Origin of the sequence: Floridaenema aerugineum BLCC-F46, from assembly GCF_041929345.1 — a bacterium.
Classification (GTDB): domain Bacteria; phylum Cyanobacteriota; class Cyanobacteriia; order Cyanobacteriales; family Aerosakkonemataceae; genus Floridanema; species Floridanema aerugineum.
Genome location: NZ_JBHFNQ010000052.1, coordinates 63,476 through 78,473, shown reverse-complemented (window position 1 = coordinate 78,473; position 14,998 = coordinate 63,476). Strand labels below are relative to the sequence as shown.

Genomic DNA, 14,998 nt, shown 5'->3' with positions numbered 1-14,998 from the left:
CAAGCTTATGCTTTTTTTGCGAGGTTACTCCGCTTCATCATGATGCAGAATTATTTAGCTCGTTTTAGCTGCTTTCTCGTCTTACCTGCAACTTTGCTGATTCTGGCAAATACTGCCCCGACTGTCAAAGCTCAAGAGGGACTATACAATCCGATTCCTCTGCCAGCCAATGGCGAAGTTTCCGACTCCCTTTCCGAAAAAGATATTCCTACAGGACAGGGCGGATTTGCTAGAGACTATAGTATACAATTGAATGCTGGAGATAATATCGCGATCGATCTGAGTTCCGACAATTTTGACACCATTGTAACCCTGATGAGAAATGGTGTAACTGTGGTCGAAAATGATGATGGCCCAGATGGAACCACAAACTCACTGTTATTTACTCGAATTAAAGATTCGGGAACTTACATCGTTCGGGTGCGTGCGTTTGGCGAAACAGCTGGAGGTAATTTTAAGTTAAGCGTAATGCGCCTCAAACCAATTTAATTGATATTGGTCATTGGTCATAAGTCATTTGTTATTGGTTGAGAATTGAAATAGTTCAGGAAGATAAAAGGAAAAGGGGACAAGGTGATCGTCAAAACTTTCTTCTGCCTTGTGCCTTCTCCCTTGTGCCTTGTGCCTTCTGATAAGTAATCATTTGGGAAAGATTCCGGCTAATAGGCAGAGTAACAAAGCTTCCGTCCATTCTACAACTGCCCCATAAGTATCGCCTGTATGACCGCCTAATTTGTAATTAAACCAAGCACCTGTTAAAACTGCGATCGCACTTCCACCAAACGCCATTCCCACTGACATCAACCAGCGATCGCTATCTACAATTAACAAAAATCCACTCAAACTTAAAAGTAACAAAAGTCCCGGTATCAAATCGCGAGCCGAAAGATTTGATTCTTTATGAATTGCGCCTTTACCTGTAGGTTTGAGGTAAGGATAACAGATAATCGCCACTAATTGTCCCCAACGTCCCCAACCAGCAACCGCCATTAAAGCTAACCAACGATGGGATTGAATGTCATGCAGAGCAGCAGTTTTGAGTAAAATGATTGCGATCGCAGCCATTGCCCCAAATGCCCCTGTCAGACTATCTGACATCACTTCTAAGCGACGTTTAGGATCGGGTGTAGCTAGTCCATCGGCTGTATCCATTGCCCCATCCAGGTGCAACCCACCTGTTAAACCAATTCCCGCTAAAATTACTAACGCCGACTTAGTTAAAACTGGCATTCCCAACAGATGCAAGCCAGAATCTAACAATCCCAGTATTCCCCCAATCATCAATCCGATCAAAGGTGCATTCCGGGCGATGCCGCGAAATGCTAACGTCCAACTACTCGGCACAGGTAAACAGGTATAAAATGCGATCGCCGCCGCCAACGTCGCCGTTTGTTGCTGCCAAAATCCCCACACCTGTTTCGTCCAATGTTTGTTTCTAGTCATTTGTCATTAGTCATTGGTAATTAGGGTACGGGCAATTTATCAATCGCCCCTACGACTGGGAACTGGGAGGAAGAGGTGGGGGAGTAGAAGAGGTAGTTGAATGTTTCCCCCCATCTCCCCATCTCCCTATCTCCCCATCTCGCCTGCCCTTTTATACTACTGAGGAAAGTCGATCGGTAAATTCGGTAAATATGATGATGGGTTACTGAAAAATTCTAGGATAAGATGATCTCGTCACCTAATTTAGGTCTGAGGGAAATCCTTAAGGAAAAATCCTACTACGGGGTATCGTAGTAGGCAATTGTTACCTAATTAGTTGGGTTACTGAACAGGATTTTCTTGGCTTCTAAACTTAGTATGCCCATCGGCAACACTAAAATTTCATCGGTGACAAAGTTCATATTTATATAGAGTTCAGTAAGGCTGTAGGGCTTCACCCCTGTTGTGAGTTATACAACTTCCTTGCCAAGATAAAGGCTGAATTAGATTAAGAGGCTTTTTGGTTATGAGTTACGATCAATCTTCTAAACGGCTACCTGCCCCCTGCATTATCGACACCGGAATAGTAGTCAATAAACTGGATATGCGGCGAGTCCTGATGGATTTGCGTCATGTTCGTTATTTACATCTGCTAGAAGCTAATCTACAAAGTCAGGGTGAAGGCTATGTCTTAGAAGTCTTTTCCAATCCACAACGCTCCACTCTGGTAGCTAATCATGCACTTTACCTCAATGTTGATAGCTTTGATTACTTAGAATTAAAAGTTTCTGCCGAAGGTGAATCTTTCTTCGATTTAGTCCAAGACCATCGCCGCTTACGACTGATTCCTCTTACCAATCTGCTGCAAGACCGTTCTAGTGCTAATCTAAATGCTGCTGACTTGGAAGCAGTGGTAGATCAAGTACTCTCAGCAAAGTGGGATCTCCAGATTGACGATGAAGGTGATGATACATTTTGAATAGCAGTTTTTCGTTTGTTTGTCAAGCTTGCTGTACTAATAGTCAAGCCAGAGCAGGAGTTTTTTCGACACCTCATGGTCAGGTAGAAACGCCCCGCTTTATGCCTGTGGGAACTTTGGCGACTGTAAAAACTGTGACACCACAACAGTTGCAGGCAACAGGGGCGCAGATGATTCTAGCGAATACTTATCATCTGCATTTGCAACCTGGAGAACAAATTGTGGCTGGTGCAGGTGGTTTGCATCAGTTTATGGCTTGGAATGGGCCAATATTAACTGATTCTGGCGGTTTTCAGGTTTTTAGTTTAAGTGAATTACGTAAAATAACTGAGAATGGTGTAACTTTTCGTTCTCCGCGAGATGGCAGAATCATTGAGTTAACGCCGGAAAAATCTATCCAGATTCAAAATGCGCTAGGGGCGGATGTGATTATGGCATTCGATGAATGTCCGCCCTATCCAGCAACTAGGGAAGATGTAGAGTTAGCAACACAACGGACTTATCGCTGGTTGAAACGTTGTATAAGTGCCCATCAGCGTCAAGATCAAGCGTTGTTTGGGATTGTGCAAGGAGGAGTATTTTTAGATTTGCGGCAGGAGGCTGCGGTATCTTTAAGGGAGTTGGATCTTCCAGGTTATGCGATCGGTGGCGTGAGTGTGGGAGAACCTCCAGAATTAATTGAGAAGATTGTTAGGGCGACTGCGCCAATGTTACCAGCGGAAAAACCCCGCTATTTGATGGGGGTGGGAACTTATCGGGAAATGGTGCAAGCGATCGCAGCTGGTATAGACTTATTTGATTGTGTGATTCCGACTCGTTGGGCGCGTCATGGTACAGTCGTGGTGGGCGGGGAACGCTGGAATTTGAAAAACGCCCGATTTCGGGAAGATTTCACGCCTTTGGATGAAACTTGCGATTGTTATACTTGTCAGAACTTCACTCGCGCCTATTTGTGTCATTTGGTGCGAAGTCGCGAGATTTTAGCTTATACGCTGCTATCAATTCACAATATTACCGAGTTGGTGCGTTTTACCCAGAGAATTAGAGAAGCGATTTTGCGTGGTAGCTTTACAGAAGAATTTGCCCAATGGCTTGCACCAACTCCATCCTGAGATCAGAGCACCAAGAGGCGGAGCCTCTGTTTCTCGTTCCCAGGTTCAACCTGGGAACGAGGTGAAAGGAGGTTCTACCTCCATTGCTGCAAGATCTGAGCATCTCTTTAGAACCCTGTCATGTTAAGATATATGGCAATTCTTAAAACTGTGTTGGAAAGGAAGGTTAATTGATGGAAGCGGCACTGTTATTAGCAAAATTGCCTGAAGCTTTTTCGGCGTTCGATCCACTGGTGGATGTTCTCCCGATTATCCCCGTGTTTTTCTTACTGTTGGCTTTTGTTTGGCAAGCTGCGGTTGGTTTTAGATAAACAGTTAAATAGTTTCATTTCAAAAAATTGGTGTGGCTACTCGGAGTTTTCGGGTAGTCGCGTTTTTTTTGGGGTGGCGACTGAGAAACCACACCCTGAAACCCGGTTTCGCAGAAGTTACCGGGTTTCTTTGTACCTCACTTACCTGAAAATTGCTCTATATGCGATCGCACTTTGGTTGAAGGATTGGGGAGAGAGTGCGATATGCCTACGGCAAGCTACGCGAGCGAACGAAACCAGCTATTTAACTTACAATACGCAGCTAACGATATCGCTTATTTCAGACTTTTTTACTCTCCGGCAATTTGCAAAATATTAGTATAAAGTCGATCGCTAATTCGGAAACCAGCTTGTGTAATTAAATCATCCATCAAAGGTTTGACAGTTAAAATTAATCCTTGACGTTTAGAGGTGAGTAGAATTCCTAATATTCCAGTTATTTTAAGTCCTAACCGAGAAGCTGCTATTCTACCCAAATAATCATCTATTAAAAGTTGTTCTGCTGATAATTCAAGGGCAAGAGCGATCGCCTCAGATTCACCTGGATCAATTTCTGTCTGAAGTTGCGTAACAAGGATGCGATTGGTGACTTGTTGAGTTTGAATCCAGGGAAAAGTTTGCACTTCGATCGTACCTGGAACTGAATATCCCAAACCAGCCATTTCATCATAAACTGCTTGGGGAATGATAATGGTTTCAAAAAGCTGTTGCAACAGGTTGAGTTGTCCTACTGCTGCTAAGTTGGTAATGGGAGAAGTATTGCTAACAACTGTCACAAATATCCTAGTTCTTTTAAGGTTTCTATATCAGCTTGCAAATCTTCAACATCGTAGTTGATGCAGATTTCTCGACGAGATAGTTCTTTTTGGAATTCAATTAAGTGCATTCCAGCTAGGTGACGGGCTTTACCAATGCTGAGTTTCTTTTGTTGATAGAGAAGAATAGCAATTTCTAGCTTTAATTCTTCTTCTGTTATTTTTGCTGCTGTCAGGATGTCATCGGGTATGGTGAGGGTCATAATCGATAAGTTTGTTGCTTTATATGTATTTTAGTAGTTTTGAGGATTAGTGCGATCGCACTTTGATTGAAGGATTGGGGAGGGAGTGCGATCGTCTCTCTTGCTTGTCTTTTCTTAAAATTGAATTTCGGGCAAAGATTACCGATCTGTTTTATCATCTATATCTAAATTTGGCACTGACATATTTGAAATTTCTGAAGTAGGGATTTTTAAGTTAATAACAATTACTAATTGATTTTGTTCAATATTTATATTCGTTATATTAACAACACTATTTTCAGGTAATAAATTATTAACAGGTAACTTAGCTGGTGATTGAGTTTTATATCCTGCCTCTTCCAACCATTCTGCAATATTTCTCCAATTTTCTATCTTTTCATTACCTTTATCTAAAAGATTTTTAACGTATCTATATATAGTGCTACAAAGATCAGTTTCCACACCCTTATGATTTTTTTGCAGTTTTTCAGCTATTTCAGCAGGACTATAACCACAAAGTAACCCCCGTAGATGTAACTTCTCGACAGGGGTCAGCCGCTTTCCTTTTACAGAAGCTAGATCGGTATAAAGTGTTTCCAAATCCCAGTGATTTCCTGCTTCCGCAAATTGCTCGTTAGTAGATGCCATTGTGAAAAAACTCGAAAATTACTGATGTAATCCTAACTAAATTCCTAATGTACATCAAGAGATTAATGAACGGATTCAGCTTAATATAAGTATAAATAAGAACTTCAAATGATCCGATGCACGAGACTAGTTAATGCTAATTGATAAACATGGAATTTCTTGAAATTAGTGGTGAACCAGAAAGCCGCTACGATAGGCACTCTTTGATTGATTGGTGGGATCAAGGAAAGCTGAAAGCCGCCAATGTGCTTGTTGCTGGGGCTGGGGCTTTGGGGAACGAAGTGCTGAAAAATTTAGCTCTGGTGGGTGTCGGGAATATCACCGTTATTGACTTTGATACTGTTTCAATTACCAACTTAACTCGATCGGTTTTATTTCGAGAGTCAGATGTTGGTTTGCCAAAAGTAGAAGTTGCCCGTCAACGCGCCTTGGAAATTAATCCAGAAATATCAATTCAGGCAATTTATGGCGACTTAGAATTTGATCTGGGCATTGGCGATGTTCGGGAACACAACATTATTATTGGTTGTTTAGACAGCATTAATGCTCGGTGGGCAATTAATCAGCTTGCCTATCGTGCAGGTATTCCCTGGATAAACGGTGGTATTGGTGTAGCTGAAGGGGAAATTAGTTTTTTTGACCCCAAAACAGAAGCAGCTTGTTATGAATGTACAATCTCCGATCAAATGTGGGAAAGACGTAACAAGCGCTATTCCTGTCAGGGTTTAAAACGTAATATTCCAGAAGCGGCGATGCCGACAACAGCCCCAATAGCTTCTATTATCAGCGCCATGCAGGTTCACCAAGCACTTTTATATTTGCACGGTAAAACCGGATTTATTAATCCGGGAGAAAAAGTTTTTCTAGGGTTAAACCCTTGGACAGCCTTCAAAGTGCAAATTCGGAGATCAGAGGATTGTATTGCTCATGACTTATCAATTGAACCGATAATGCGTGTCAACTACGAGCAAAATTGGAAGCTGGAAGCAGTTTTAAAACAGTTGGCTAATTCAGAATTTTTTGAACCTGTTTTGTGGCTTCGCAATGAAGTTATAGGGAAGATGAAATGTCTGAGTTGCGGTTATGAAGAACAGGTAAATACACACCTACGCAAATACCCAGAATCTCAGCTAATCTGCCCCAAATGTAGTCATGAAGAAAGGGATTTTGAAGTTATCAGAAATGTGATCCTAGATGATTTTACTGCAAACATCACATTAGGAGAATTGTGTCTAACCAAGAACGAGATACTACACTGCGATACGTCGAAAGGACAAATAGCAATTCAATTTTGCCAAATATAGGAGTAAAAATGTCTAATTCACTTTCTGTAATTGTTCGTATGGCTGATGGCACTCGTAAGGCAGCTATTAGTATACCTTCTACTCTCACCATTGCACAGATTTTACAAGCTACTCAGGAAAAGTGGAATCTTCCTTCTAATTTTAACTATGCTGTCCGTTTGGAACGTACTGGGCAACAATTAAACCCTTCTGCATCTCTCAGTTCACAGGAAGTTGAAGAAAACGATGTATTAGAAGTTTATCCAATTGTGGAGGCTGGTTAGAAATGAGTGTACGGGAAAAACGGCTTCAAAATGACTTTCAAGCGTTATCAGAAATGGTTTCTAATTCAGGAGGTACGCTAGCCATTGTTTCAAAAAATGGTAATCCGCCCTATCAATATGTTATTGAATATCGATGCCGAGGTATAGAGCGGCTCCAGGGAAATGAACCTGTTTTTCGGGATACTCACAGAGTAGAAATTTCACTTGGTAGTAATTATCCAAAAGAACAGCCTGATGCTAAATTTCTGACTTCCATTTTCCACCCAAATGTTTACCAGAATCTAAATATATGTCTCGGTTCTCAGTGGACAATGGCAGAGACACTTCCCGAACTCATTATTAGAATTGGCAAAATTATCCAGTATGCAACTGACATTACTAACTTGAACAGTCCAGCTAACGCTGTAGCAAAAACTTGGGCAGCAAGTAATATGCGGCGTTTTCCAGTTGATACTCAAACATTCAAATCTCAGATTGTTTGGGAAGAACTACCAGTCAAAGTTTCATTCAAAGATTTTTAGAGGAATAGTCATGGGAAAAGGCCCAGATTTACCGGATTTTTCTGGGGGCAACGATTTTGGAAAAAGAGTTAGCCCGGATTCGGAATCACAGAACAAAATTGTTTGGGTAGAAAGTCAGGATGTTTATAAGCCAATACTCAAATCAATTAGTGATTTTACAAATGAGCGAGGCATAAGCGATCAATACACAGAGGTATATATCAGAGAAGATGCCCTGGAAGATTTGAAAACTCATCTTAAATCTAATCTTAGGGTAGAACAAGGTGGCATTCTTTTTGGTAATGCTTATTCTGATCCGCATTATGGAATATATGTGGAGATTACCGCCGCAGTTGCAGCACCCAAAACAATTGGAACAGGCGCAAGTCTAGAGTTTACCTCAGACTCTTGGTTAAGCATTATGAATTATGCGAGATCTCAGCATCCCCAAGAAAACATTGTTGGCTGGTATCATTCTCACCCTAATCTTGGTGTGTTTATGTCAGGAACAGATATGAATACACAGAGGGCATTTTTCCATCATCCTTGGTGTTTATCAATTGTATGCGACCCTGTAAGAAAACAGATTGGCTATTTCTTGGGCGAAAGAGCAATAGCAGTTTGCCCATCAATATTTGGGCAAATTGGGCAGTCAATTGAGAAATTTGATTGGAATGCTTCTACAAATGACTTTTCTCTTCATTCAAATGAGAACAACATACAATCTGCAAAGGATAATGAACAACCAAATAGAGTCAATGAAGGAAGATCCAGAAGGCAAAACAGGCGCTCTACTGTACCTTTTTGGTTAATTATTGCATTAATAATAATTCTGGGATTAATGGGTTCAATTTTGCTTAATAACCTATTAAATTATAGGATAAGCAAACCAGTATCACCATTTGATGCAGACATGGAAAATATACCATTGTCTGTTTTTAAACACCTAGAAACCCGGCAATTTTTTCTAGGTTATCGACTTGTGAAGATAGGAGAAAAGATTGGTGGAGGAGATGAAGTAACTTTACTAGTCATTCCCAAGAAAATAATAGAAAATGCCAATGATTTTCAGTTGGTTACAGATATACTTACCCCTAAGCAACCCGATCAAAATAACGAAAAGGTTGAGGATGTTGAGGTTAGTCAATTAAGAGATTTAATGAAAAATCCAGAAAATTTGTCTGGTTACAATTACACTGTTACCCCAAATAGAGAATCAATCGACTTACGAAATGTAGAAGGAGGTGTAATTGTTCCTATGTTTAGTTCTCACCAAGCTTCTTCTGTAACGAGTAGTACTCAGGGAAGTACAGCAAGAAGAAACAGGCAGCAAGTATCTCCTTCCGAATCTTCTAATAATGAAGAGAAGCTTAAAAGAGTAGTGCGAAGTATAGTTTATATTCCGCGTAGTATCGAATATAAGGATAGCAATAACGAAACTCGAACAATTGAAATAAAAATTCGACAGGATTAAAATGGCTAACGATACAGATAGCGCTAAAGGGTGTATTGGCTGCTTATTTTATCTATTCGTTTTCCTTGGTTTCGGGAATCCTGGGTGGTGGGGTGTTGCCTTTATTTTATGGGTAATTTTTAGGAGTTTACAGTCTTCTTCAAACACTAGTTCATCTTCCCGAAACACTTCTTCTTCAAATTCTACAATTCCTGCTGATTTACCTGACGATCTAAATAACATACTAATGGACATTAGTAGTGGAGAAATAAAAGATCCTGTAACTCAAGAAATATTTCGTCCTGGGGAACAGGTTTATTTGTGCCATAGACACAAACTTGCTTATCATGAAGATAGTTGGAGAGAAATCGGGTGTCAGTGTATAGTATGTAAAAATAATGCACATACAAAATTGCATACATTGCCTGTTCCAGTGCAGATAAAAAAACAGGAGATCAAAGACTTAAAAATTGAGTTTAAGGAACTTGAATAGCAGGCAAAAAAATAATGGAATGGTTATTGGTAATAGTAGTAGGAATACTCGCCATCTGTATTGGCACAGTTATTTATACCAAGTCCAAAAATTATCGACGAATACAGCCGAGAACAGACGAAATTAGATGGCGAGATATTCATATTTCTCCACCAGAACAGCCAAATAGAAGAAATATTAATACTTCTCCTATAACAGAACAGATCGAATGGGTTGAGCTTGAGGTAGATCTTCCTCCTACTGCTAGAGATGGGGAAACTATTATAGATGAAAATTTTTTAGATCCAGGTGTACCTGATGATTTGGAAAATATATTAACTAATGTAATAGGAACAAAAGATCTTTACAGTCAGGAAGTATTTCGTCCAGGGGAAAGGATTTACTTGTGTCGCCGTCACAAAATTGCCTATCACGAAGATAGCTGGAGAGAGTTGGGATGTCAATGTTCGGTATGTGGAAATGCAGGACACACGGGAGAATACAGTCTACCAGTTTCAATACAGTCTCAACAGATGAGAAGAAATCGCGATCGCGTAAACTAGACAAAAAATATGCGAGGGTAAAATGAATATACTCTATGGATTAGAACCAGATTTAAGTATTAGTAACCCTGACCTATTAGTATGGACTTCTAAAGATGTTGTTTTGCCTAAATATTTTTATGGTCAGCTTGTTTATCTTAAGGATGGTAATTTTCATGCAGCTACCGAAGCAGCGAAAAAAATGATAGAGTCTTTAGACAGACAAGAGACTTTTGAATTGTTGGTATTTAAAACAGTAAGTGGAGGTACTATCTATTTTATTAATGAAGAAATCGATTTAGAAAATGTTCTATCTAGCTATGAAAATATGGATCTGAGGAACCCGCTAGACCGTTATTTGTTAAGCTTACTAAAATTGTCTGAAACATTTGAATCTAAGATAGTATTCCTGGGGTTAAGTCCTGAAATCATTAGTAAATGTAGTAGATTAGGTTTTGATGTGGCAAACATAGAAGAATTTTCTACTCATAGTGAGTCGTGGTTAACGCCTGAAATGATAGTAGATATCCAAGTAATTCTCGATCCAATCAGCCAAGTAAAATGGCAAGACTTTTCAGAAGAAATAGGGGAAAATCAAGATGATATTCAGTGGCTAGACATAAGTAGCTAAAATAGTCCATGCTACCGACGATCTACTAATGTTTAGGATTATTACTCAATTATTATCTGAATTCTATTCAACTGATAATTGTTTTATTTTAGTTTCGCAAACGCAGAATTCATTCTATTGTCCAATCTTCAAAAACTAAAGCAGGGATTTTTTCAAAATCTCGACGATTGCGGGTGACTAAAGTTGCGTTTTTGGAAATGGCGATCGCACCATCACCACCCTACCCAATTTCACTAACTTTCTCTCTCCTACCTTCCCTAATTTCCCGCATTCGCTTTTGATATTTTAATGCGATCGCTCAGAAATTTAATGGGATTTGCGATCGCTCTTTTTTCCCACTACTTAGGGTTTGCTGAATAAAGGTAAAAAGTAAGATAGGCAAGGGTGAAAGCGCCTTTTTTGCTCAAAACAAGTGCCAGTTTTTCAGACCTTTTGGCGCTTTCATCCTTGCCTTTTTCCAGGAAATTGTAGGGACACGGCATGAAAGAGATAACGTAGGAATTGCAAATATTAATGATGCCGTGTCCCTACCCCCACCAACAGACTTTTTCAGCAAGCTCTACTTAACCTCACTTACTTGCTGCTTTGCCGATCTCCTTGATTCCAGACGACGTTGCCACTTATAAGCTATTTCTGTCGATAACTCACACATTTCTCTTGCTTGCTGCTCAAAATCTTTGGCAAGTTCAAGCAGTTCAAGAAGTTTCTTTTCATCTGGTAATTGTTTCATTATTCATTCTACTGTCCAATCTTCAAAAACTAAACCGGGGATTCTTTCAAAATCTCGACGATCGCAGGTGATTAGAATTGCGTTTTTGGAAATTGCGATCGCTGCAATCCGTAAATCTTGTGTACCAACACCAGTTCTTTGACGAAGCAGTTCTGCATAACAACTGTATGCTTCTTGGTCAAAATCAAGCTGATACTTCATCAAAGTCAGGATCATCTTTGAACATTCCCGCAAATTTCATCCAAGGATGTTCGGGTTTTGGTAGTTCCACTTCCAAAGAAACTATTTCGGCTTTTTCTAAACGTGCTATTAAAAGTTGACGGGCATTTTTTATCGCTTCTTCGCGGGTAGCACCAGTAGCTTTGCAATCTGGTAAACCCCACACTGTCGCACTATATAAACCAACTTTTATTTCTTCAATTATTACTGAGTAATTTAGTTTGTTCCGTACTTGAGACTTTTTACGTAAAGATTCTGTATTCTTATAATCTGTTTGGGTAACTATTTCTTCATCATCTGACTTAACTTTGACTGCCAGATGAAAGCCTAAAACATCAAGTAAATCACTCAAGCAATAGATTTCTTCCCCTTTATTTTCTGACAACATTTTGTCAAATTTATCATAGAGAAGTTTAGCTTTTTCTGATAGCTGATTCATTCTCTGATGTGCTTCAACTATATCTTTGAGTGCCAATCGTAAAACTTCTGGATCTGTCTCTTCCAAACAAGCCTCTATATAGGCAGCAGCTTGTGTAGGATCTTTAATCGATTCAATTAATTCTTCCTGATAACTTATGCTTCTAGGCATCGTCTCTACTCCTATAATCTACCCAGTATTCCTGCGCCTTACGAATATCTTGCTCCTGAGTACTTTTGTCTCCGCCACATAGTAGCAGTACTATCGTTGTTCCTATTTGTCCAAAGTATATCCGATATCCCGGCCCATAATCAATTCTTAACTCACAAACTCCTTCTCCAACTGAACGGTAATCTCCTAAATTTCCGAGTCTAACTTGGTTGAGTTTTGCCCGTATTTTAGCTTTTGCTCTACTATCTCGTAAAGAATCACGCCATTCTGAAAAAGGGCTGTTATTATCTGAAGTTAAGTAAATCCGAATTTCTTTTGGTTGCGCTTCCATATCTAGGCTTCAAAATAGCAGTGCCGAATTTTGCACCTAATCTAGGCTACCCAATTTCACTAACTTTCTCTCTCCTACCTTCCCTAATTTCCCGCATTCGCTTTTGATATTTTAATGCGATCGCAGTTGCCAACTCACTTGTTTCTCTAGCTTTCTGTTCAGCTTCTTTTGCCAGTTCAAGAATTTCCAGCATTGTCTTCTCATCGAGTGGTTCTCTCATTCTCATCTCTTGATAATTAACTCGATCGACTTGCTGTTTTACCAATGGATGCTCATTTTGCCAAAGCGTCAGACAGTCTGTATCGAGTATCCATAAACTCACTTGTTGTCATCCTCCGCATCAATTTTCTGGTAATATTCCTCCATTTCTGCATCGACTTCGCTTCGATAAGCTTCCATTTCAGAAACCATATCATTAAAAAGAGGATTATCCTTATACATTCCTGCAAACTTTACCCAAGGATTTTCTGATTTAGGCAAAGCCATTTCTTGTACAACGATCTCAGCGTTTTTTAACCTTGCTGTTAAAAGCTGATTAATATTTGTTAACGCTGCTTCTTTTGTATTTCCAGTTGCTTGACAATCCGCCAAACCCCATATTGTAGCTTTATATTTTCCTTCTTTTTCTTTTTCAATTATTACTGAGTAAGTTAATTCAGACAAGTTTTCTCCAAGCTCATTTAACAAATTAGTTTTCATGAGTTAAAATCTCTGTTAGGATTTTTTAATTATAACCTAACATTTCCTCAAACTTATTAATAATCCTTTCAAAAAGGCTAAAACTAGCCGATCGCACAAAGCAATTTTTTCAAAGCGGCGATCGCGTGTAACCGCACTACTGTATCTCGATCGGACAACAAAGATTGCAAAGAATCTACTGCTTGGGGATCTGCCAATAAACCTAAACTATTAGCTAATTTTTGGCGAATTTCTGCAAAATTAATAGCTGGATGTGAGGAATTTAACAACTCAATTAAAACCTGTGTCGCTACCGGAATTAAATTAGCTGCTTGCACTTGACCTAAAACAGTAATTACTTCTTGCCAAATCAACAATTGAGAGTCTAACTGATAACCAGAACCAGCAAAATCTTGCAGAAAAACTTGCTTTAAATAGGCGATCGCCAGTGGGGTTTCCACCCAACCCAAAGCCCGAATAGCTTGTAATTGTAAAGGTAAAGGTGTGACTTTTGATTCCCACAAAGAAAACAAAGCTTCAGCAGCTTCATCAGTTCCTAAACGTCCTAAAGCGATCGCTGTTTGTTGACAAACTTCTAGATTAAAATCCCACAATAAAGGCTTTAAAACCTTGACCAAATTTAACCGATCTTTTAGATCGCTGCGAACACCTAAAGCAATTATCGCTTCCTTTCTCACACTCGCTGCTACATCTTTTAAAGCTTCTAATAGCACAGGCAAAACTAGCGGATCGTGAAAACTACCCAAGGCTTCAATTACCATTGCCCTAACTAATACCTTTGAGTCATTTACCACAGATAATAAAGGTGTAATTGTTTCTTTGGTGCGAATATGGGCAAGTCCTCGCACTGCTAAAAGTCGCCATTCTTCTTGATCTAACAAATCTGTTAAAGCAGTAATTGCACTTTTTCCCTGATTAGCTAAAGCTGTCGTCGCCATTGCACTTAATTCTTCACTCTCTGAATTTTTTAACAAATCAACTAAAGCGGAAATTACAGATGAATCATTAAATTCGCCCAAAATTCGCGCTGCAAACCAGCGTAATTCTTCATCGGCTTCTTCATCTTCTAAAATATTGATTAAAGGTGCGATCGCTTGTTTACCCAAACTAGGAAAAATCTTCGCTACATCCCAACGTTCCTGAAAGTCTCCCCAAGTTAAACTGTCTAAAGCCCAATTCAGAATTTGCTGATAATTACTTGCTACTAAACTTTTTGACTGTAGCAAATGTTGTAAACATTGGTTGAGTAATGACCAATTTTCTTGTTCGGCTGCGATCGTCGCTGTGGCTAAAAAATCCACTTCCCAAACTCCCTTTTAATTGCTAATAATCATGCCTCAAATTAAGCTATTGGCAATATTGAGAAATATCTTCGCCACATTCATCTGCCAAAAAGCATAAAGCCCGAAAACGCAATTCCATTAACTGTGTATAAAACGGATTCAGCTTGCAGAGTGCAGGAATATGAAAGAAAGTTCGCCCTAATAATTTTACATCTCGCTCAAATATACAATGCGCTGGAATTAATCGGCATAAAAAGCGGGCAATTTTTGCTTCTTTAATTTTAACTTGTAAAGATGAACCTAACATAAAATATTTTCTCTGGTCTTCTTGCCTATCCCTTTGCTTTCAAGGTAAGTCACCTTTTTGGCAACTTTTGTATAGGTTGTTACGTTAATCTGCGATCGATGTAATTAGCGAATCACATCTATTCTATATTTGCATGGTGAGAGCGATCGCTAATCCGCGATGTAAAAAAAGCATCTTAAGAATGTAAAAGTTTCATTTTGTAAAAA

At 39.4% G+C, this 14,998-nt stretch carries 23 protein-coding genes and 1 pseudogene; 11 read left to right on the top strand and 13 right to left on the bottom strand.

Going from position 1 to position 14,998, the window contains the following annotated elements; all coding sequences use genetic code 11:
- Positions 1-39: 39 nt before the first annotated feature.
- The gene (locus ACE1CC_RS06260) at positions 40-489 is read left to right on the top strand and encodes a PPC domain-containing protein (RefSeq protein ID WP_413269611.1); all 450 of its coding nucleotides are present in this window, start codon (positions 40-42) and stop codon (positions 487-489) included.
- 150 nt (positions 490-639) lie between these two features.
- Here the strand turns inward: ACE1CC_RS06260 and cobS are convergent, their stop codons facing one another.
- On the bottom strand, positions 640-1,443 hold the full coding sequence (gene cobS / locus ACE1CC_RS06255) for an adenosylcobinamide-GDP ribazoletransferase (protein WP_413269610.1): 804 nt from the start codon (positions 1,441-1,443) through the stop codon (positions 640-642).
- 505 nt (positions 1,444-1,948) lie between these two features.
- Here cobS and ACE1CC_RS06250 point away from each other — a divergent pair.
- The 3 genes from ACE1CC_RS06250 (at position 1,949) to ACE1CC_RS06240 (ending at position 3,824) form a co-directional block, all read left to right on the top strand.
- A complete protein-coding gene (locus tag ACE1CC_RS06250; protein WP_413269609.1) occupies positions 1,949-2,401 on the top strand; it encodes a hypothetical protein in 453 nt (150 codons plus the stop codon).
- Entirely contained in the window at positions 2,398-3,513 is a 1,116-nt protein-coding gene (gene tgt / locus ACE1CC_RS06245; RefSeq protein ID WP_413269608.1) for a tRNA guanosine(34) transglycosylase Tgt, read from the top strand. The genes ACE1CC_RS06250 and tgt overlap by 4 nt, the downstream gene beginning before the upstream one ends.
- Before the next feature lie 173 nt (positions 3,514-3,686).
- Positions 3,687-3,824: a photosystem II reaction center protein K gene (locus ACE1CC_RS06240; RefSeq protein WP_193983165.1), complete on the top strand. Its 138-nt coding sequence runs from the start codon at positions 3,687-3,689 to the stop codon at positions 3,822-3,824.
- Positions 3,825-4,114: 290 nt separating this feature from the next.
- Here ACE1CC_RS06240 and ACE1CC_RS06235 read toward each other — a convergent pair whose 3' ends face one another.
- The 4 genes from ACE1CC_RS06235 to ACE1CC_RS06220 are packed head-to-tail and all read right to left on the bottom strand — an operon-like array spanning position 4,115 to position 5,469.
- Positions 4,115-4,600: a DUF3368 domain-containing protein gene (locus tag ACE1CC_RS06235; RefSeq protein WP_413269607.1), complete on the bottom strand. Its 486-nt coding sequence runs from the start codon at positions 4,598-4,600 to the stop codon at positions 4,115-4,117.
- Positions 4,597-4,842: a UPF0175 family protein gene (locus ACE1CC_RS06230; protein WP_413261899.1), complete on the bottom strand. Its 246-nt coding sequence runs from the start codon at positions 4,840-4,842 to the stop codon at positions 4,597-4,599. The genes ACE1CC_RS06235 and ACE1CC_RS06230 overlap by 4 nt, the downstream gene beginning before the upstream one ends.
- Positions 4,839-5,000 (bottom strand): hypothetical protein, encoded by a 162-nt coding sequence (locus tag ACE1CC_RS06225; protein ID WP_413269606.1) that lies wholly within the window; start codon positions 4,998-5,000, stop codon positions 4,839-4,841. Before ACE1CC_RS06225 ends, ACE1CC_RS06230 begins: the two co-directional genes overlap by 4 nt.
- The gene (locus ACE1CC_RS06220) at positions 4,981-5,469 is read right to left on the bottom strand and encodes a helix-turn-helix transcriptional regulator (protein ID WP_413269605.1); all 489 of its coding nucleotides are present in this window, start codon (positions 5,467-5,469) and stop codon (positions 4,981-4,983) included. The genes ACE1CC_RS06225 and ACE1CC_RS06220 overlap by 20 nt, the downstream gene beginning before the upstream one ends.
- A gap of 149 nt (positions 5,470-5,618) precedes the next feature.
- On the opposite strand from ACE1CC_RS06220, the gene ACE1CC_RS06215 reads away from it, so the two are divergent.
- The 7 genes from ACE1CC_RS06215 to ACE1CC_RS06185 are packed head-to-tail and all read left to right on the top strand — an operon-like array spanning position 5,619 to position 10,634.
- The gene (locus ACE1CC_RS06215; RefSeq protein WP_413269604.1) at positions 5,619-6,773 is read left to right on the top strand and encodes a ThiF family adenylyltransferase; all 1,155 of its coding nucleotides are present in this window, start codon (positions 5,619-5,621) and stop codon (positions 6,771-6,773) included.
- Between the two features lie 8 nt (positions 6,774-6,781).
- Positions 6,782-7,036: a ubiquitin family protein gene (locus ACE1CC_RS06210; protein ID WP_413269603.1), complete on the top strand. Its 255-nt coding sequence runs from the start codon at positions 6,782-6,784 to the stop codon at positions 7,034-7,036.
- Positions 7,037-7,038: 2 nt separating this feature from the next.
- The gene (locus tag ACE1CC_RS06205; RefSeq protein WP_413269602.1) at positions 7,039-7,557 is read left to right on the top strand and encodes a ubiquitin-conjugating enzyme E2; all 519 of its coding nucleotides are present in this window, start codon (positions 7,039-7,041) and stop codon (positions 7,555-7,557) included.
- 10 nt (positions 7,558-7,567) lie between these two features.
- Positions 7,568-9,010: a M67 family metallopeptidase gene (locus ACE1CC_RS06200; protein WP_413269601.1), complete on the top strand. Its 1,443-nt coding sequence runs from the start codon at positions 7,568-7,570 to the stop codon at positions 9,008-9,010.
- 1 nt (position 9,011) lies between these two features.
- On the top strand, positions 9,012-9,482 hold the full coding sequence (locus ACE1CC_RS06195) for a hypothetical protein (RefSeq protein ID WP_413269600.1): 471 nt from the start codon (positions 9,012-9,014) through the stop codon (positions 9,480-9,482).
- A 14-nt stretch (positions 9,483-9,496) separates the two neighbouring features.
- Positions 9,497-10,024: a hypothetical protein gene (locus ACE1CC_RS06190; protein ID WP_413269599.1), complete on the top strand. Its 528-nt coding sequence runs from the start codon at positions 9,497-9,499 to the stop codon at positions 10,022-10,024.
- Between the two features lie 22 nt (positions 10,025-10,046).
- Positions 10,047-10,634 (top strand): hypothetical protein, encoded by a 588-nt coding sequence (locus tag ACE1CC_RS06185; RefSeq protein ID WP_413269598.1) that lies wholly within the window; start codon positions 10,047-10,049, stop codon positions 10,632-10,634.
- A 559-nt stretch (positions 10,635-11,193) separates the two neighbouring features.
- Here the strand turns inward: ACE1CC_RS06185 and ACE1CC_RS06180 are convergent.
- From ACE1CC_RS06180 to ACE1CC_RS06145, 8 genes and pseudogenes are all read right to left on the bottom strand, one after another.
- The gene (locus ACE1CC_RS06180; protein ID WP_413261907.1) at positions 11,194-11,364 is read right to left on the bottom strand and encodes a hypothetical protein; all 171 of its coding nucleotides are present in this window, start codon (positions 11,362-11,364) and stop codon (positions 11,194-11,196) included.
- Between the two features lie 3 nt (positions 11,365-11,367).
- On the bottom strand, positions 11,368-11,565 hold the full coding sequence (locus ACE1CC_RS06175; RefSeq protein ID WP_413269597.1) for a type II toxin-antitoxin system VapC family toxin: 198 nt from the start codon (positions 11,563-11,565) through the stop codon (positions 11,368-11,370).
- The gene (locus ACE1CC_RS06170; protein WP_413269596.1) at positions 11,549-12,172 is read right to left on the bottom strand and encodes a hypothetical protein; all 624 of its coding nucleotides are present in this window, start codon (positions 12,170-12,172) and stop codon (positions 11,549-11,551) included. The genes ACE1CC_RS06175 and ACE1CC_RS06170 overlap by 17 nt, the downstream gene beginning before the upstream one ends.
- Positions 12,165-12,503: a type II toxin-antitoxin system RelE/ParE family toxin gene (locus tag ACE1CC_RS06165; RefSeq protein WP_413269595.1), complete on the bottom strand. Its 339-nt coding sequence runs from the start codon at positions 12,501-12,503 to the stop codon at positions 12,165-12,167. Before ACE1CC_RS06165 ends, ACE1CC_RS06170 begins: the two co-directional genes overlap by 8 nt.
- A gap of 46 nt (positions 12,504-12,549) precedes the next feature.
- A complete protein-coding gene (locus ACE1CC_RS06160; protein WP_413269594.1) occupies positions 12,550-12,825 on the bottom strand; it encodes a hypothetical protein in 276 nt (91 codons plus the stop codon).
- Positions 12,822-13,202 (bottom strand): type II toxin-antitoxin system HicB family antitoxin, encoded by a 381-nt coding sequence (locus ACE1CC_RS06155; RefSeq protein WP_413269593.1) that lies wholly within the window; start codon positions 13,200-13,202, stop codon positions 12,822-12,824. Before ACE1CC_RS06155 ends, ACE1CC_RS06160 begins: the two co-directional genes overlap by 4 nt.
- A gap of 83 nt (positions 13,203-13,285) precedes the next feature.
- On the bottom strand, positions 13,286-14,503 hold the full coding sequence (locus tag ACE1CC_RS06150) for a HEAT repeat domain-containing protein (RefSeq protein WP_413269592.1): 1,218 nt from the start codon (positions 14,501-14,503) through the stop codon (positions 13,286-13,288).
- Between the two features lie 46 nt (positions 14,504-14,549).
- Positions 14,550-14,771: pseudogene (locus tag ACE1CC_RS06145) on the bottom strand (Mo-dependent nitrogenase C-terminal domain-containing protein); the annotation flags it as partial.
- Positions 14,772-14,998: the final 227 nt, after the last annotated feature.